The sequence below is a fragment of the Raineyella sp. genome (genome assembly GCF_034933565.1).
Lineage (GTDB): Bacteria > Actinomycetota > Actinomycetes > Propionibacteriales > Propionibacteriaceae > Raineyella.
In genome coordinates this window covers 1-16333 of sequence record NZ_JAYFNG010000032.1, presented here as the reverse complement: position 1 = coordinate 16333, position 16333 = coordinate 1, and the positions used below count along the sequence as shown (strand labels likewise).

The following is a 16333-nucleotide window of genomic DNA, read 5'->3' as shown; positions in this document are numbered from 1 at the left end:
TCCCCTCCCGCCTGATCTCAGCCGGCCTGGTTCCACCCCGCTCGGTTCCAGCACGTCGGGTCCTGTCCAGCCTGATCCTGCCGATTCCGACGTCGTCGTCCTGCGCCCCCACGGACTGCAGGGCATGTTGGCCACCGTCCCCTACCTGCTCGGTTTCCACCCGCGCGAGTCCCTCGTGGCGGTCGTCTTCGACGAGGAGCGGGTGCTGGTCACCCTGCGAATGGACGCCGACGACCTGCGCCTCCATCCGGACGGCGTCGACGAGTTCCTGCGTGGGCAGTTGAAGCGCCTCGGGGCCACCGCCGTGCTGCTCGTCGCCTACACCGACACCGATGCCCCTGACCTGGCCGATGCCCTCGCCGGCCTGTCGCTCGGGCTCGAGACGGCTGTCCTCGTCGACGCCACCGCTCCCGAGGTACTGGACGCGATCCACGTGGCAGCCGGTCGCTACCGTTCGGTCACCTGTGTCGACCTGTCCTGTTGTCCCCCCGATGGATTCGACTACGCCGAGGTGCTCAGCGACCCCGCTGCCGCCGAGGCAGTGGTCCACGGCCTGCCCGCCCGGGCCGACCGGGAGGAGCTGCGCGCCGTCGTGGTCCACGACGACACCCGCACCGACGACGGCTTCGAGCGGTCGCTCGTCCGCACCTTGACCTGGGTGGGTGGGCTCGACGGGCCACAGGCGGCCGAGGCGATGGATCGGTTGCTGGCCCGGCTCGAGGCCACCGAGGCCGACCCGGGGCCGGTGGATCTGGGGCGGCTGGTCGGTCTCGCGGCTCGCCCGGAGGCGCGTGACGTCGCGACGTTGCGGATCGAGCGCGGGACCGCGGTGTTGTGGTTGCACGTCTGGTCCGCCGCGGCCCGGTGCAGCAGCGGACCGGCGGCCGCCGCACCGCTCGGGCTCGTCGGTGTCGCGGCCTGGGCCCAGGGCGACGGCGCCCTGGTCTGCATCTGCCTGGAAGAGATGGAGAAGGTGCTGCCCGAGCACGGGCTGGTCTCTCTGCTGCGCAACGTCGTGGAGAACGGGCTGCATCCCGACGTGTGGCACCGGATGCGGGAGGAGTGCCTGGCCCGGTTCGGACCATTGGGCCCGGCGTCAGCCTCTGAGCAGAGGGAGGGGGAGGGAGGGGCCGTGGGCTAGAATCGCCGGGTGCCAGAGGACATGACGACGTATGACGCGGTGGCCGCTCAGCAGCGCTGGCAGGCGTTCTGGGAGCAGGATGGGACCTTTGTGCCCCTCGACGACGGTTCCCGCGAGCGACGCTACGTCCTCGACATGTTCCCCTACCCGTCGGGTGACCTGCACATGGGCCACGCCGAGGCCTTCGTGATGGGTGACATTGTCGCCCGCTACTGGAAGCTGCGCGGCTACGACGTCATGCACCCGATCGGCTGGGACTCCTTCGGCCTGCCCGCCGAGAACGCCGCCATCAAGCGCAACGCCCACCCCTCCGAGTGGACGTACAAGAACATCGAGACCCAGGCCCGCTCCTTCAAGCGCTACGGCCTGAGTGTCGACTGGAGCCGGCGACTGCACACCTCCGACGTCGAGTACTACCGCTGGACCCAGTGGCTGTTCCTCCGGTTCTTCGAGCGGGGCCTGGCCTATCGCAAGGACTCGATGGTCAACTGGTGCCCCAATGACCAGACCGTGCTGGCCAACGAGCAGGTCGTCCAGGGCCACTGCGAGCGGTGCGGCGCCCTGGTCACCAAGCGCAAGCTCAACCAGTGGTACTTCAGGACCACCGAGTACGCCCAGCGGCTGCTGGACGACATGGATCAGATCGAGGGCCACTGGCCCGACCGGGTACTGGCCATGCAGCGCAACTGGATCGGCCGCTCCGAGGGCGCCTACGTCGACTTCACCGTCGAGGGCCACGACGGCCCGGTCACCGTCTTCACCACCCGACCCGACACCCTTTTCGGTGCCACGTTCTTCGTCGTCGCTCCCGAGTCCGAGCTGGCCGATCAGATCTGCGCCCCCACGCAGCGTGCCGCGTTCGAGGAGTACCTCGAGGCGACCAAGCGGATCTCCGACATCGAGCGGCAGTCCACCGAGCGGCCCAAGACCGGCGTCTTCCTCGGCCGTTACGCGACCAACCCGGTCAACGACGAGAAGCTGCCGGTCTACGCCGCCGACTACGTGCTGGCCGACTACGGCACCGGGGCGGTGATGGCCGTGCCTGCTCATGACCAGCGCGACCTCGACTTCGCCCGGACGTTCGACATCCCGGTGCGAATGGTCGTCGACACCGGCCAGCCCGACCCCGCCGAGACCGGCATCGCCACCGCCGGCGACGGGACGTACGTCAACTCCGGCGACCTGGACGGCCTGGCCGACAAGGCTTCCGGCGTCACCAGGATGATCGACCGGCTGGAGGCGGCCGGGCGCGGTCGGCGGGCCATCACCTACCGGTTGCGGGACTGGCTGCTCAGCCGGCAGCGCTTCTGGGGCGCCCCCATCCCGATCGTGCACTGCCCGGCCTGCGGCGATGTCGCGGTCCCCGATGACCAGCTGCCGGTCGAGCTGCCCGACCTGCGCGGCGAGGACCTCGCCCCCAAGGGCACCTCCCCGCTCGCCGGGCCGGCCGCCACCGCTTGGCGCGAGGTGGCCTGCCCGTCCTGCGGCGGCCCTGCCGAGCGGGATACCGACACGATGGACACCTTCGTCGACTCGTCGTGGTATTTCTTCCGCTACTGCTCGCCGGGCAACACCGATGCGCCGTTCGACCGGGCCGACGTCGCCCGGTGGATGCCCGTCGACCAGTACGTCGGCGGCGTCGAGCACGCCACGCTGCACCTGATGTACTCCCGGTTCGTCACCAAGGTCCTGTACGACATGGGCCTGATCGGCTTCACCGAGCCGTTCCGTCGCCTGCTCAACCAGGGGCAGGTGATCAACGAGGGCAAGGCGATGTCGAAGTCCCTGGGCAACGGTGTCGACCTCGGTGAGCAGATCGACCGGTTCGGTGTGGATGCCATCCGGTTGACCGTTGTCTTCGCCGGCCCGCCCGACGAGGACATCGACTGGGCCGACATGTCGCCGGCAAGCTCGCTGAAGTTCCTCCAGCGGGCCTACCGGCTGGCGACCGAGGTCACCTCCGCGCCCGGCACCGACCCGGCCGGCGGCGATGCCGCGTTGCGCCACGTCACCCACCGCACCATCCGGGACGTCACCCAGCTCCTCGACGACCAGCGCTTCAACGTCGTCGTGGCCCGGGTCATGGAGCTGGTCAACGCCGCCCGCAAGGCGGCCGACGCCGGCGCCGGACCGACCGACCCCGCCGTCCGCGAGGCCGTCGAGTTCGTGACCGTCGCCCTGAGCACGATCGCCCCGTACGTGGCGGAGGAGATGTGGGAGGCTCTGGGCGGCGCACCGTCCGTGGCGAATGCCTCGTGGCCGAGCGCCGACCCGAGCCTGCTGGTCGTCGACTCGGTCACCTGCGTCGTCCAGGTGCAGGGCAAGGTCCGGGCCAAGCTGGCCGTCGCCCCGACCATCGCCGACGCTGACCTGGAGGCTCTCGCGCTGGCCGACCCGGGCGTGCAGCGGTCGCTGGACGGCCGCGGTGTCCGCAAGGTCATCGTCCGGGCACCCAAGCTCGTGAGCATCGTCCCGGCCTGATCCGGGATGTCGGCGTCGTGCCCGACCCCGGTGGGTAGGGGCCGAGGGATGTGGGGGCTGGAGACGTTTTGTACGATGATGTTGTGAAAAATTCCGAGGTGGACACCGACGTGTCGAGTGGTGACGCCGATCCTGACGAGACCGTGGCGATGGGCCCACTGCCCGCCGTGGTGGCCACGCCACTGTCGAGCGCCCGGGCGGCCGTCCTCGCGCAGTTGGCCGAGGCGGACGGGAAGCCACTGCGGGCCCAGCAGATCGCCAAGGCCCTCGGTCAGCACGTCAACACCATCCGCGAGCACCTCGAGGGTCTTGTCGCTGACCAGTTGGCCGAGGCGACCACTGAGACGCCCCGTGGTCGCGGCCGTCCGGCCACGCTCTACCGGTCCCTGCCCGGCGGCCCGATGTGGCCGACCGGCCGACAGTATGCCGCCCTCGCCGACGTCCTTGTCGAGCAGGTACTGGAATCGGTGGATGACTCCGAGCAGGCCGCCTTCCGGGCCGGCCAGCGGTGGGGACGCAAACTCCTGGAGGGCGTCGCCGAGGACACCCCGGCCGAGGACGCGGTGGACCGTCAGCTGACCGAGGTCGGCTTCGCCCCGGAGCGGCTGGCAGAGGGGGAGTGGCGGCTGCACCGCTGCCCCCTGCTCGCTGCCGCCCGCCGGCACCCTGAGGTCGTCTGCAATGTCCATCGCGGTCTCGTTGCGACGATGTTGGAGGGACTCGGCGAGCCCTCCGAGGTGACCATCTTCCCGTTCAGTGAGCCGGGCGCCTGCCGCCTTGCCGCCACGCCTGCTCCTGACCCGGAGCCCGACCCGGTGACCACCGATCCGTCCGTCCAACAGACCTCCTGATCCCAGCGTGCGGCCCGGTCTCGGCACGTTCCTGAGCTCAGCATGCCTGTCGATCTCAGCACACCCCTGATCCCGGCGCGCCGCCCGGTCCCAGGACATTCTGGGATCCCTCGGGCCGGATCCGTCCACAGCCGTGGCGGGTGTACCTGCCGACTGTCCACAGGGGGATCCGGAACGCCGCCGCGGCGCGCCTTCCGGCACACACTCCGGCATGAGCCGCCGACTGCCACAGCCCTCCGCCGAGGCGACCCGCCGACGTCTGGCGGGGCTGCTCGAGGCCTCACCCGACGAGGCGTGGGAGGATGCCACCCCGCCTGATCCTGAGCCACCCGAGGTCCCACGGGGCCTGCTGGGCGGTTGGCGCCGTGAGACCGTCCTCGTCGTCTGTGCGATCCTGCTCGTCGGCATTGTGGTGGGCGGATTCACCCTGCTGCGCTCCCGTCCGGTCGCGGTGCCCTCGGCTTCGGCGACCCCGGCCGCTCCGACGGGGTTGGGGCTGCCCGCCGCCCGCAGCCCGGGGGCCACCCCGACGCCGTCCGCCTCGGCCCGGCCCTCGCTCGCCGCACACATCATCGGCGAGGTGAAACACCCCGGCCTGGTCTCCCTGCCGGCCGGGGCACGGGTGGATGACGCGATCACCGCGGCCGGCGGGCTCACCTCCCGGGCCAATCCCGGTGACCTCAACCTCGCCCAGCCGCTCCAGGACGGCCAGCAGGTCGTGATCGGGTCCGCCAACAAGCCTGGCGGCGAGGTCCGGGGGCCTGCCGCCCCGGCTGCCGGTACCGCCGGCGCCGCGACCGGTGGGCCCCCGGCCGGCAAGGCATCCTCCGGGGCCCGGATCAACCTGAACACCGCGTCCGCCACCGAACTGGAGAAACTGCCCGGTGTCGGGCCCGCGACGGCCCAGAAGATCATCATCTGGCGAGAGCAGAACGGCGGGTTCCGCACCGTCGAGCAGCTGAAGGATGTCCAGGGGATCGGGCCGAAGACCTATGCCGACATCGCGCCGCACGTCGCCGTCTGACCACCCGGATCCGCGCCCGGCGCCGGCTGACGTCCGCCTCGTCGGGCCGGCCCTGGCCGCGTGGGCCGGCAGCTGGCTGGGCACCTCCGGCCGGCCGGTCTGGCAGCTCGCCGGCATCGCCTGTGCGCTGCTCCCGCTGGTCCCGGCTCTCCGCGCCCGCCGCTGGTCCTGGGTGCCCGTCGCCGCCGCGCTGCTGGGCTGTCTCGGGGTGGGCTGGCTGCACGCGCTGGCGGTCGCGACCGGACCGGTGCGGACCCTCGCCACCGACTCCCGCGCCACCGAACTGCGGATCGTCCTGCTGCACGACCCGGTCCGGGTGGCCGCGCCCGCCCAGGTGGACGGCACCGACGGCCGCGCCGGGCGGATGTGGGTGCGCGCCCGGGCCGAGCAGGTCCGCGTCGCCGAGCAGACCGTACGGGTGCGGGCACCGGTGTTGGTGACCGTCACAGTCTCCGACGGGCCCGCGTGGCAGCAGGCGGTCGCCGGCAGCACGGTGGCCGTGCGGGGCACTCTGGCCGCACCCGGTCCGGGCTCCGACCTTGCCGCCGTGGTCCGGGCGACCGGGCCGGTGACCGTCGTCGCAGGTCCGTCCTGGGATCAGCGTGCGGTCCGCAGTGTCCACGACGGACTCCGCGCCGCCGTGGCCGATCGCGACCCCCGAGCCAGGGCGCTGGTGCCGGCCCTCGTGGTCGGCGACACCGCGCTGGTGGACCAGACCATGGAGACGGAGTTCCGCGACGCCGGCCTGCTGCACGTGATGGCAGTCTCCGGCAGCAACCTGACGCTCCTGCTCGCCTTCCTGCTGTCCGGGGCCAAGCTCCTCGGGCTGCGCGGCCGCACCCTGCACGTCGTCACCGCCTCGGGGGTGGTCGTGTTCGTCGCCCTGTGCCGCACCGAACCGAGCGTCCTGCGGGCGGCCGCCATGGGCACTGTCGCCCTGTCCGCGCTGATGGCGGGCGCCGCCGACGGGCCACGGCGGGGCCTGCGCTCCCTGTCGGTGGCGATCATCGGGCTGCTCGTCATCGATCCGTGGCTCTCCCGCTCCGCGGGGTTCGCCCTGTCCAGCGCCGCGACCGCCGGCATCGTGCTGTGGGCCTCGCCATGGGCCGAGCGGATGGCGCGATGGGCACCCCGATGGCTGGCGGAGGCCGTCTGTGTCCCGCTGGCGGCCCAGCTCGCCACCGCTCCGGTCGCGGTCCCGCTGTCGGGCAACGTCAGCATCGTTGGCCTGCTGGCCAACATGGCGGTCGGCCCGCTCGTCGGCCCCGCCACGGTCACCGGCTTCGCCGCTGCCGGCCTCGGTGTGGCGTGGCCACAGGGAGCCGTGATCGTGGCCTGGCCCGCCGCTCTCGCGGCCCGCGCCATCGCGGCGGTGGCGTCCGCGGCCGCCGGCACACCGGGCGCGACGCTGTGGTGGCCACCCGGTGCCGCCGGGGTAGGCCTGCTCGCCCTCGCCAGCGCCGTCGCGGTGCTGGCCGCCCCCGGCTGTCTGGCCCGCTGGTGGCTGTCGCTGCTGCTGGCCGTCGCCCTGCTCGTCGTGGTGCTCCGCGGCCCGGCCCGCCCCGGCTGGCCGCCCCCCGATTGGGCCCTGGCGGTCTGCGACGTGGGCCAGGGCAATGCCATCGCGCTGGCCTCCGGCCCCGGTGAGGCGGTGCTGGTCGACACCGGTGGCGACCCGGCGGCGGTGACCGGTTGCCTGCGCCAACTCGGTGTCCGGAGGATCTCCCTGCTCGTCCTCAGCCACCTGCACGCCGACCACGCCGGAGCGCTGCCGCAGGTGCTGGCGCAGGTGCCCGTCGAGGCGGTGGTCACCGCCCCGGGGCACTACCCGGCAACCGGCAGGGTCCCCCACCTGGAGTCGTCGGCCGGTGACGTGGTCACCGTCGGGGCGGTGCGCTGGGAGTCACTCGCCCCGGAGCCCGGCCGCCCACCGCCGACCGACTCCGCCGACGAGAACGACGGCAGTCTCACCGGCCGTGCCTCCGTCGGCGGCCTGAGCGTCCTGCTGCCCGGCGACCTTCAGGCCGAGGGCCAGGATCGGTTGCTGCGTGCCGGTGCCGACGTCTCGGCCACCTTCCTGGTCGTTCCGCACCACGGTTCCCGCGACCAGTCGAAGGACTTCCTGCGGGCCACCGGTGCCCGGGTCGCGCTGGTGAGCGTGGGCCGGAGCAACTCGTACGGACATCCGCACCCGGCCACCCTCGCCACCCTCGCCGAGCTCGGCATGTGGATCGTCCGGACCGACCAGGGCGGCCACATCGCCGTCACCTGCACCGACCAGCGGTGCCGCGCGGTCCCGGTCCACTGAGTTCGCTGCTGTCGGTGCGGGCTGGGATAGTGGGGTGGTGGCCACCACACGACAGCCCACCACAAGGCAACTCCGCGTCGACGACCTCGGCTCCCCGTACGGCAGGGTCATGCTGATCCAAGGACCTGAGGAACTGCTGGCGGACCGTACGGTCGAGCAGATCGTCGCGGCCTGCCGGGCCGAGGACCCCGACGTCGAGGTGGTCCGGACCAGTGCCGTCGGTCTGGACGGCGGTGACCTGACCCAGATGACCTCCGGCTCGCTGTTCGCGACCCGCTCGGTGGTCGTCGTCGACGACCTGGCCGAGGCCTCCGACTCCCTGGGCCAGGCACTGTTGGCGGGCGCCGCGAGCCCGGCACCGGACATCGCGCTGGTCCTCGTCCATCGCGGTGGCAACAAGGGCAAGGGCCTGGTCGACAAGCTGAAGAAGGCGAAGGTGGCCCACTTCCCGGTGGTGGCGCTCAAGCCGAAGGAGCTCGTCGGCTTCGTCGAACACGAGGCCCGGCGCCGCGGCGCCCGGCTGGATCCGCAGGTGGCGCAGTACCTTGTCGACGCCGTGGGCACCGACCTGCGCGCACTGTCCGGCGCGGTCGACCAGCTGGCCCAGGATTCCGAGGACGGCCTGGTTCGCGAGGGCCTGGTCCGGCGGTTCTTCCAGGGCCGGGCCGAGGTCAAAGGCTTCACCATCGCCGACGCCGCACTCGAGGGCCGCACCACCCGGGCGCTGGAGGAGCTCCGCTGGGCGCTGGACTCGGGCACCGCGCCGGTGCTGATCACCAGCGCGATGGCCTCGGGGATCCGTGGACTCGGCCGGTTGAGCGGGGTCCGGGGCCGGGGCAACGACAACGAGGTGGCGGCCGACATCGGGGTGCCACCGTGGAAGCTGCGCACCATGCGTCAGCAATTGCAGCGCTGGGACCAGATGCGGCTGGCCCGAGCGGTCCGGTTGGTCGCCCGGGCCGACGCCGACGTCAAAGGCGCGGCCGACGACGCGGCGTACGCCCTGGAGACGATGGTCCTGCAGGTCAGCCGACTCGCCGGGCGGTGACCTCCCGGCCGGGGCGCCCGCCGACGGTGCTCATGCCGCGTCGGCCGATCACCGCGGCAGCGACCACGCCGCCCACGACACCGCCCAGGTGGGCCTGCCAGGAGACGCCGGAATCGGTCGGCAGCACCCCCCAGATCATCCCGCCGTAGACCGCGACGAGACCGACGGCGATGAGGATCTGGCGCCAGTCACGGGTCCAGATGCCGCGGACCACCAGGTAGGCGAACCAGCCGAAGATCAGTCCGCTCGCCCCGGCGACGTACGCCCCCGCCGGGGTGAAGGCCCAGGCGAACAGCCCGGACACCACGACGACCAGCAGGGTGGTGACCCACCACTGGGCCCGTCCGGAGATGTAGACGAACCAGCCGAGGACGAAGAACGGCACCGTGTTCGAGATCAGGTGCTGCCAGCCGAAGTGCAGCAGGGGAGCGGTGAAGATGAATGCCAGGCCCTGCGGGTCGCGGGCATGGATCGCGAAGTTGTCCAGCAGGTTGCCGCTGAGGACGTCGACCGCCTCGATCACCCAGAGCAGCACGACCCAGCCGAACATGAACCGCGCCGCAGCGCCCGCCGTCACCTGCCGTTGGACGACACCCGGCGTGGCACGGGGAGCAGGGTACTGACCACCGGACATACTCATGGCCTCCAGTCTGCCAATCGGGGGCAATGGGGGACATCCCCGAGGATGACGAGCAGCGCCCCGACCTCCGAGGATCGGGGCGCTGTGCACAGTCGAGCTCTCGACCGTCCGGTCGCTGCACTGCTCGGGGCTGCTTGCGTACCGGGCGCTGCGCGATGAGCCCGGACCGTCAGCAAGGTGTTGTCAGGAGGGACGGCGTAGCCGCGAAGGCAGGTCGTCGACCCTCATGACAGGGTGCGACGTGGCTCAGGCAGCCAGTGCGGCGGCCTTCTTGGCGATGGCCGACTTGCGGTTCGCCGCCTGGTTCTTGTGGATGACACCCTTGGTCACGGCCTTGTCCAGCTGGCGGAGGGCGGCACGAGCGGCCTGCTGGGCCTTCTCGGTCTCGCCGGCCTCGACGGCCTCGGAGAAGCGGCGGGTGTAGGTGCGCAGGGCGGACTTGACCGCCTTGTTGCGCTGACGAGCCTTCTCGTTCGTCTTGATGCGCTTCTGCTGGGACTTGATGTTTGCCACGGGGCAGGCCTCTGTACTCTCGGACGTTTAGGGATCTGTGGCGTGTGCCCGATGCTCGGAACACAACGCAAGCAGGTACCTTACCAGCGGCCCACGCATCCGCCAAAAGGGCCGGCGGATCGCGCCGGTGGGGCCAGCGCTGCAGCGCCCGTTCGGGGGCGGCCCGGGTGATCGTGGCCCCTTGGCGGATCGCGAGCCCACCCGGCCGATCGCGAACCGGCCGGGTGGCGGGAGAGACATCGGGTGGCAGGAGAGGCATCGCGTGAGAGACTGGGACGCACCCCGTACGCCCTTGACCAGGAGAGTCCACCCCAAGTGACTGACAGTGTTCTCGAGCCCGGCCGGACCGATCCGTCCCTGCTGCGCAACTTCTCCATCATCGCGCACATCGACCACGGCAAGTCCACCCTCGCCGACCGGATGCTGCAGCTCACCAAGCTCGTGGACGACCGCAGCATGCGGGCCCAGTACCTCGACCGGATGGACATCGAGCGCGAGCGCGGGATCACCATCAAGTCGCAGGCCGTGCGGCTGCCGTGGAGCGTCGACGGGCAGACGTACGCGCTGAACATGATCGACACTCCCGGCCACGTCGACTTCACCTACGAGGTGTCGCGGTCCCTGGATGCCTGCGAGGGCGCCCTGTTGCTCGTCGACGCCGCCCAGGGCATCGAGGCGCAGACGCTGGCGAACCTCTACCTCGCGCTCAACGCCGACCTGGAGATCATCCCGGTCCTCAACAAGATCGACCTGCCCGGAGCCGAGCCGGACAAGCATGCGGCAGAACTCGCCGGCATCATCGGCTGCGACCCCGACGACGTGCTGCGGGTGTCGGCCAAGACCGGTGTCGGCGTGCCCGAGCTGATGGACCGGATCGTCGAGCGGGTGCCGGCACCCACCGGCGTCGCCGACGGCCCGGCCCGTGCGCTGATCTTCGACTCGGTCTACGACGTCTACCGCGGTGTCGTCACGTACGTACGGGTCGTCGACGGGCAGCTGCGGTCGCGCGAGAAGATCCAGATGATGTCGACCGGCGCCACCCACGAGCTGCTCGAGATCGGCGTCATCGCACCGGAGCCGACCAAGGGCACCGCGCTGGGCGTCGGCGAGGTCGGCTACCTGATCACCGGGGTGAAGGACGTCCGCCAGTCGCGGGTCGGCGACACCGTGACCGCGGCGGTGAAGCCTGCCACCGAGCCGCTGTCGGGCTACCAGCACCCGAACCCGATGGTCTATTCCGGTCTCTACCCGATCGATGCCTCCGACTACCCCGACCTGCGCGAGGCGCTGGACAAGCTCCAGCTCAACGACGCCGCTCTGGTCTACGAGCCGGAGACCTCGACCGCCCTCGGCTTCGGCTTCCGGGTCGGCTTCCTCGGCCTGCTGCACATGGAGATCGTCCGTGAGCGGCTGGAACGAGAGTTCGGCCTCGACCTGATCTCGACCGCCCCGAACGTCGTCTACCGGGTGGTGATGGAGAGCGGCGAGGAGCGGACGGTGACCAACCCGTCGGAATACCCGACGAACGGCAAGATCGCCTCGGTCTTCGAGCCCATCGTGGACGCGACGATCCTGGCCCCGGCCGAGTACATCGGCACGATCCTGGAGCTGTGCCAGACCAAACGCGGCGTCCAGCAGGGCATGGACTACCTGTCCTCCGACCGGGTCGAGATCCGCTACACCCTGCCGCTGGCCGAGATCGTCTTCGATTTCTTCGACCAGCTGAAGTCGCGGACCAAGGGCTACGCCTCGCTCGACTACCACGAGTCGGGGGAGCAGGAGGCGGACCTGGTCAAGGTCGACATCCTCCTGCAGGGTGAGCCGGTCGATGCGTTCTCCGCCATCGTGCATCGCGACAACGCCTACTCGTACGGCACGATGATGGCCTCCAAGCTGAAGGAGCTGATCCCGCGCCAGCAGTTCGAGGTGCCGATCCAGGCTGCGGTCGGTGCCCGGGTGATCGCCCGCGAGACGATCCGGGCGATGCGCAAGGACGTGCTCGCCAAGTGCTACGGCGGTGACATCAGCCGCAAGCGCAAGCTGCTGGAGAAGCAGAAGGAGGGTAAGAAGCGGATGAAGACGATCGGCCGGGTCGAGGTCCCGCAGGAGGCCTTCGTCGCGGCCCTCTCGACGACGGAACCGGACAAGAAGGACAAGTAAGGACCGCGACTCTGCCGGGCGGCGCGACTGCTCGTCCGGCGGCGGGACCGTCCGTCCAGCGGGCACGACCGCTCGTCCATCCGGCGGCACGACCGTTGGAGCGACCTGAACGACGTGTCGAGTGGTTTCGATCGTCACCGGCGACGTGGCATGGTGGACGTACGGGGCCAACGGCGGTCCGGACCTTCATGAAGCTTCCGCGTCACGACGGCGCGGGTGGAAGAGCGTTACGGAGTGCATCATTTCCACCAGGATGACCGGCCCAGGCAAAGACACGACGAACAACCGGCCCACCGGCCGGGCCGGCCTGCGCGCCGGCGCCGGTCAGGGCGCCGACGGTGGTATCCCGGCCCCCGCCCCCTTCGGAGCCGTTCACACACCGGCCTCCCACATCCCGGACACGCAGCCCTCGCCGGCGTACGACCCAGTGGGTGACGCCCCGGCGGGCGACCGCACGATGGTGCGGGATGCTGGCGAGACCCGGCTGCGGCCCGCGGTCGGGGCGCCGGAAGTGGATCCGGCTCCCCGGCCCCCGGAGCTGCCGACCCCGAAGCCGCGGGCGGCCCTGCCCGCCGGCTCGACCCGCCAGGGCCATCCGGTCACGGGCGCGAAGAAGGACAAGGACGGCTCCGGCTGGACCCACCCGAAGGTGACCAGCATCGTCGCCGGCGCCGGCGCCGCGGCCACCTCCACACTGATCGGTGGCCACCTCGGTGTGGCCGGCACGGTGATCGGTGCGGCCGTGGCCAGCATCATCACCACCCTCGCTGTCAACATCTACGAGAACACTCTGCGCAACGGCGTCCACCGGGTGCGCAGCGCCTGGAAGGGGCACGGCGACAACCCGGCCCGGTCCGGGCCCGATGGCACCGCGGCGGCCCCCGACGGCACGGCAGTGAGCCCGGACGGCACGACAGTGATTCCGGACCGCACGGCAGTGATCGGGGCCACCGCCGGCGAGGCGGCGGCGTTCGGCGCCGGCGACACCTCTGCCCCTGATGACAGCACCGACGACGCCACCACCCTCACCCCGGGTGGCAGGCGGCTGCCGATCCGGCTCAGCCGCCGGACGATCGTGGTCACCGGGCTGACCGCTCTCGTCGCGACCGTGCTGGGTCTGGGCGTGATGGTCGGTCTGGAGCACGGCTCGGCCACGCCGATCACGCCGGGCACCAGCCGGCTCGCCGGCACCGGCTCGACCTCGAAGAGCACCGGCAGCGACAGCTCGACGACGACCCAGGACCACCAGTCCGGCACCACGACGGGCACTGAGACCGGCCCCGGCACGGCCACCACGACCGCGAGGGCCACCCCGTCGACCGTCGCCACTCCGCCCCGGCCGTCGGCGAGCAGCGGAGCCAGCACCGGGACCTCCGGCGGGACGTCGGGCGACACCTCCGGCACGACCGGGTCGGGCACCACCGGCGACGGGTCGGGCAGGACGAGCGGCAACGGCACCTCGGGCACGACGAACGGCACCACCGGCTCGGGGAGCACAGGCTCGACCACCGGCCAGTAACTCGACCACCGGCCAGTAAGCGGAACGGCCCGCCGGCTGGGGCAGCGGGATACCATGGCCACCATGCCCGGCCAGCCTCGACACGTGCACATGCTCTCCATGCACACCTCGCCGCTGGCGCAGCCCGGCGTCGGTGACGCCGGAGGCATGAACGTGTACGTCGCTCACCTCGCCGCCATGCTGGCGGACTGCGGCATCCCGGTCACCCTCTGGGCGGCCCGGCTCGAGGGCGGGCAACCGCTGCACCGATGGCTCGGGCCTCGCCTGGACGTACGCCACGTGCCGCTGCCGGGGGTCGTCCAGATCGAGAAGAACGACCTGCGCCACCACGTCGGGGCCTTCGCCGCCGCCGTCGCCGCCGCCGTCGCCGACGGGGCCGGTGAGGGGCCCGGCCAGGTGGTCCATGCGCACTACTGGCTGTCCGGTCTCGCCGGCGTCGAGGTGGCCGACAGACTCGGTGTGCCGTTGGTGACGAGCCTGCACACCAGCGCTCTGGTGAAGAACCTGCGGGCGTCGGTCGGCGAGACCCCCGAGCCGGACTTCCGGGTCGCCGCCGAGCGGTGCGTCGTCGCCGCCTCCGACGCCCTGGTGGTGAACACCCCCACCGAGGCCCGGCAGATGCATGAGCTCTACGGCGCCCCGGTCGACCGGCTGCACGTGATCACCCCGGGCATCGACCCCGCCGTGCACCACCCGCCCTCTCCCGATCTGCGCGACATCCCGCCGACCGTCGACACCCCGGTGGAGATCCTGATGGCCGCGCGGCTGCAGCCGCTGAAGGGGCCTGAGCTGCTGATCGAGGCCGTCCGCCTGCTCGCCCCCGACCGGTTGCCGGTGCACGCGACGATCATCGGTGACGGCAGCGCCGGCTACCTGGCCAGGCTGCGCGACCTGGTCGCCCGCAACGGCCTGGAGCCGATGGTCTCCTTCGCCCCCGCCCTGCCGGGGCCGGCGCTCGCCGACCGGATGCGCGCGGCGGACATCGTCGTGGTCCCGTCCTCGTCGGAGACCTTCGGCCTGGTGGCACTGGAGGCGCAGGCCTGCGGCACCCCCGTCGTCGCGAGCCGGATCGACGGACTCACCGATGCGGTCCGCGACGGCCGGACCGGGCTGCTGATCGCGGACCGTACGCCCCGGGCCTGGGCCGACGCCCTGCGCGCGCTGATCCTCAACCCGGCGCGGCGTCGCGCACTGGGGCGGGCCGGGGCCGAACGGGCGGCGGGGATGACCTGGGCGGTCACCGCCGAGCGGGTCGCTGCGGTCTACGGCTCGGCACTGCACCACGGGCACCGCGCCGCAACGACCGCTTTTGCCTGTTGTTGAGTCCCGCCGGGGAATCACGCCACTCGAGCCGCGCCGGCGGGCCGGACCTGGTGGGTCGAGGCTGTCCGAAGCTGTGGGCGAGCCGGATGATCATGGCCCGCCGACGTCGAACGGCGGCCATCCGGTCGGACCGGATGGCCGCCTGACGGGGTCGGGTGGGACGGGGCTCAGTGCTCCCGCTCGCCGCGGATGAAGGCCTCGAGGTCGGCCCGGGCGATGTCGTCGGGGCGCTGCTCCGGCGGGGACTTCATCAGATAGGCGGCGGCCGAGGTCAGCGGGCCGCCGATGCCGCGGTCGAGGCCGATCTTCGCCGCCCGGATGGCGTCGATGATCACCCCGGCGGAGTTGGGCGAGTCCCACACCTCGAGCTTGTACTCCAGGCTGATCGGCGCGTTGCCGAAGCCGTGGCCCTCCAGCCGGACGAAGGCGAACTTGCGGTCGTCGAGCCAGCCGACGTAGTCCGACGGGCCGATGTGGACGTCCTTCTCGGCGAACTCGTGTGCGACGTTCGAGGTGACGGCCTGGGTCTTGGAGATCTTCTTCGACTCCAGCCGGTCGCGCTCCAGCATGTTCTTGAAGTCCATGTTGCCGCCGACGTTCAGCTGGTACGTACGGTCGACGGTGTAGCCACGCTCCTCGAACAGGTGCGCGAGCACCCGGTGAGTGATGGTGGCGCCGACCTGGGACTTGATGTCGTCACCGATGATCGGCAGCCCGGCGTCCTCGAACTTCTTCGCCCACTCCGGCGTGCCCGCGATGAACACCGGCAGGGCGTTGACGAAGGCGCAGCCCGCGTCGATGGCGCACTGCGCGTAGAACCGGTCCGCCTCCTCCGACCCCACCGGCAGGTACGAGACCAGGACGTCGGCCTCGGCCGCCTTCAGGGCACCGACGACATCGACCGGCTCGGCGTCCGACTCGGTGATGGTCTCGCGGTAGTACTTGCCGAGACCGTCGAGGGTGTGGCCGCGCTGGACGGTGACACCGGTGGGCGGCACGTCGCTGAACGTCATGGTGTTGTTCTGGCCGGCCTTCATCGCGTCGGCGAGGTCGAGGCCGACCTTCTCCGCGTCGACGTCGAAGGCGGCGACGAAGTGCACGTCGTTGACGTGGTAGTCGCCGAACTTCACGTGCATGAGGCCGGGGACGGTGTCGCTCGGATCGGCGTCGCGGTAGAAGTGCACGCCCTGGACCAGGGAAGAGGCACAATTACCGACGCCGACGATGGCGACACGGATCGGGTGATCGGACACGTTTCTCCTTGCAGTGCGGGGTGAAGCCGAAACTCGGTCCCGGGCGTGGGCGTCACCCCCCGGCGATAGTGA

Annotated in this window: 12 protein-coding genes; 9 read left to right on the top strand and 3 right to left on the bottom strand. The window is 71.4% G+C overall.

Features of this window, described 5'->3' with window-relative positions; all coding sequences use genetic code 11:
- Positions 1-124: 124 nt before the first annotated feature.
- From VB059_RS09990 to holA, 6 genes are all read left to right on the top strand, one after another.
- Positions 125-1141, top strand: coding sequence for a DUF4192 domain-containing protein (locus tag VB059_RS09990; protein WP_323421878.1), 1017 nt, complete (start codon positions 125-127; stop codon positions 1139-1141).
- A 21-nt stretch (positions 1142-1162) separates the two neighbouring features.
- Positions 1163-3622, top strand: coding sequence for a leucine--tRNA ligase (gene leuS, locus VB059_RS09985; RefSeq protein ID WP_323421908.1), 2460 nt, complete (start codon positions 1163-1165; stop codon positions 3620-3622).
- A gap of 83 nt (positions 3623-3705) precedes the next feature.
- Positions 3706-4473: a transcriptional regulator gene (locus tag VB059_RS09980; RefSeq protein ID WP_323421877.1), complete on the top strand. Its 768-nt coding sequence runs from the start codon at positions 3706-3708 to the stop codon at positions 4471-4473.
- A gap of 211 nt (positions 4474-4684) precedes the next feature.
- Positions 4685-5497, top strand: a complete 813-nt coding sequence (locus VB059_RS09975; protein ID WP_323421876.1) for a helix-hairpin-helix domain-containing protein — start codon at positions 4685-4687, stop codon at positions 5495-5497.
- Entirely contained in the window at positions 5466-7805 is a 2340-nt protein-coding gene (locus VB059_RS09970; RefSeq protein ID WP_323421875.1) for a ComEC/Rec2 family competence protein, read from the top strand. The genes VB059_RS09975 and VB059_RS09970 overlap by 32 nt, the downstream gene beginning before the upstream one ends.
- 37 nt (positions 7806-7842) lie before the next feature.
- Positions 7843-8853 (top strand): DNA polymerase III subunit delta, encoded by a 1011-nt coding sequence (gene holA, locus VB059_RS09965; protein WP_323421874.1) that lies wholly within the window; start codon positions 7843-7845, stop codon positions 8851-8853.
- Here holA and VB059_RS09960 read toward each other — a convergent pair.
- Both VB059_RS09960 and rpsT read right to left on the bottom strand, forming a co-directional pair.
- A complete protein-coding gene (locus VB059_RS09960; protein ID WP_416339537.1) occupies positions 8831-9403 on the bottom strand; it encodes a rhomboid family intramembrane serine protease in 573 nt (190 codons plus the stop codon). The genes holA and VB059_RS09960 overlap by 23 nt on opposite strands.
- Before the next feature lie 336 nt (positions 9404-9739).
- On the bottom strand, positions 9740-10006 hold the full coding sequence (gene rpsT / locus VB059_RS09955; protein ID WP_323421872.1) for a 30S ribosomal protein S20: 267 nt from the start codon (positions 10004-10006) through the stop codon (positions 9740-9742).
- Positions 10007-10321: 315 nt separating this feature from the next.
- On the opposite strand from rpsT, the gene lepA reads away from it, so the two are divergent.
- From lepA to VB059_RS09940, 3 genes are all read left to right on the top strand, one after another.
- Positions 10322-12166 (top strand): translation elongation factor 4, encoded by a 1845-nt coding sequence (gene lepA, locus VB059_RS09950; protein WP_323421871.1) that lies wholly within the window; start codon positions 10322-10324, stop codon positions 12164-12166.
- A gap of 253 nt (positions 12167-12419) precedes the next feature.
- Positions 12420-13685, top strand: a complete 1266-nt coding sequence (locus tag VB059_RS09945) for a hypothetical protein (RefSeq protein WP_323421870.1) — start codon at positions 12420-12422, stop codon at positions 13683-13685.
- A 63-nt stretch (positions 13686-13748) separates the two neighbouring features.
- Positions 13749-15008 (top strand): glycosyltransferase, encoded by a 1260-nt coding sequence (locus VB059_RS09940; protein WP_323421869.1) that lies wholly within the window; start codon positions 13749-13751, stop codon positions 15006-15008.
- Between the two features lie 167 nt (positions 15009-15175).
- Here the strand turns inward: VB059_RS09940 and VB059_RS09935 are convergent, their stop codons facing one another.
- Complete coding sequence (locus VB059_RS09935) at positions 15176-16261, bottom strand: inositol-3-phosphate synthase (protein WP_323421868.1); 1086 nt, start codon at positions 16259-16261, stop codon at positions 15176-15178.
- Positions 16262-16333: the final 72 nt, after the last annotated feature.

Coding starts and splice junctions, on each gene's coding strand:
- VB059_RS09960 (WP_416339537.1), bottom strand. CDS start 9,403: ATGTTCGGCTGGGTCGTGCTGCTCTGGGTGATCGAGGCGGTCGACGTC.
- leuS (WP_323421908.1), top strand. CDS start 1,163: ATGACGACGTATGACGCGGTGGCCGCTCAGCAGCGCTGGCAGGCGTTC.
- VB059_RS09970 (WP_323421875.1), top strand. CDS start 5,466: ATGCCGACATCGCGCCGCACGTCGCCGTCTGACCACCCGGATCCGCGC.
- VB059_RS09990 (WP_323421878.1), top strand. CDS start 125: ATGTTGGCCACCGTCCCCTACCTGCTCGGTTTCCACCCGCGCGAGTCC.
- VB059_RS09940 (WP_323421869.1), top strand. CDS start 13,749: ATGCCCGGCCAGCCTCGACACGTGCACATGCTCTCCATGCACACCTCG.
- VB059_RS09945 (WP_323421870.1), top strand. CDS start 12,420: ATGACCGGCCCAGGCAAAGACACGACGAACAACCGGCCCACCGGCCGG.
- VB059_RS09975 (WP_323421876.1), top strand. CDS start 4,685: ATGAGCCGCCGACTGCCACAGCCCTCCGCCGAGGCGACCCGCCGACGT.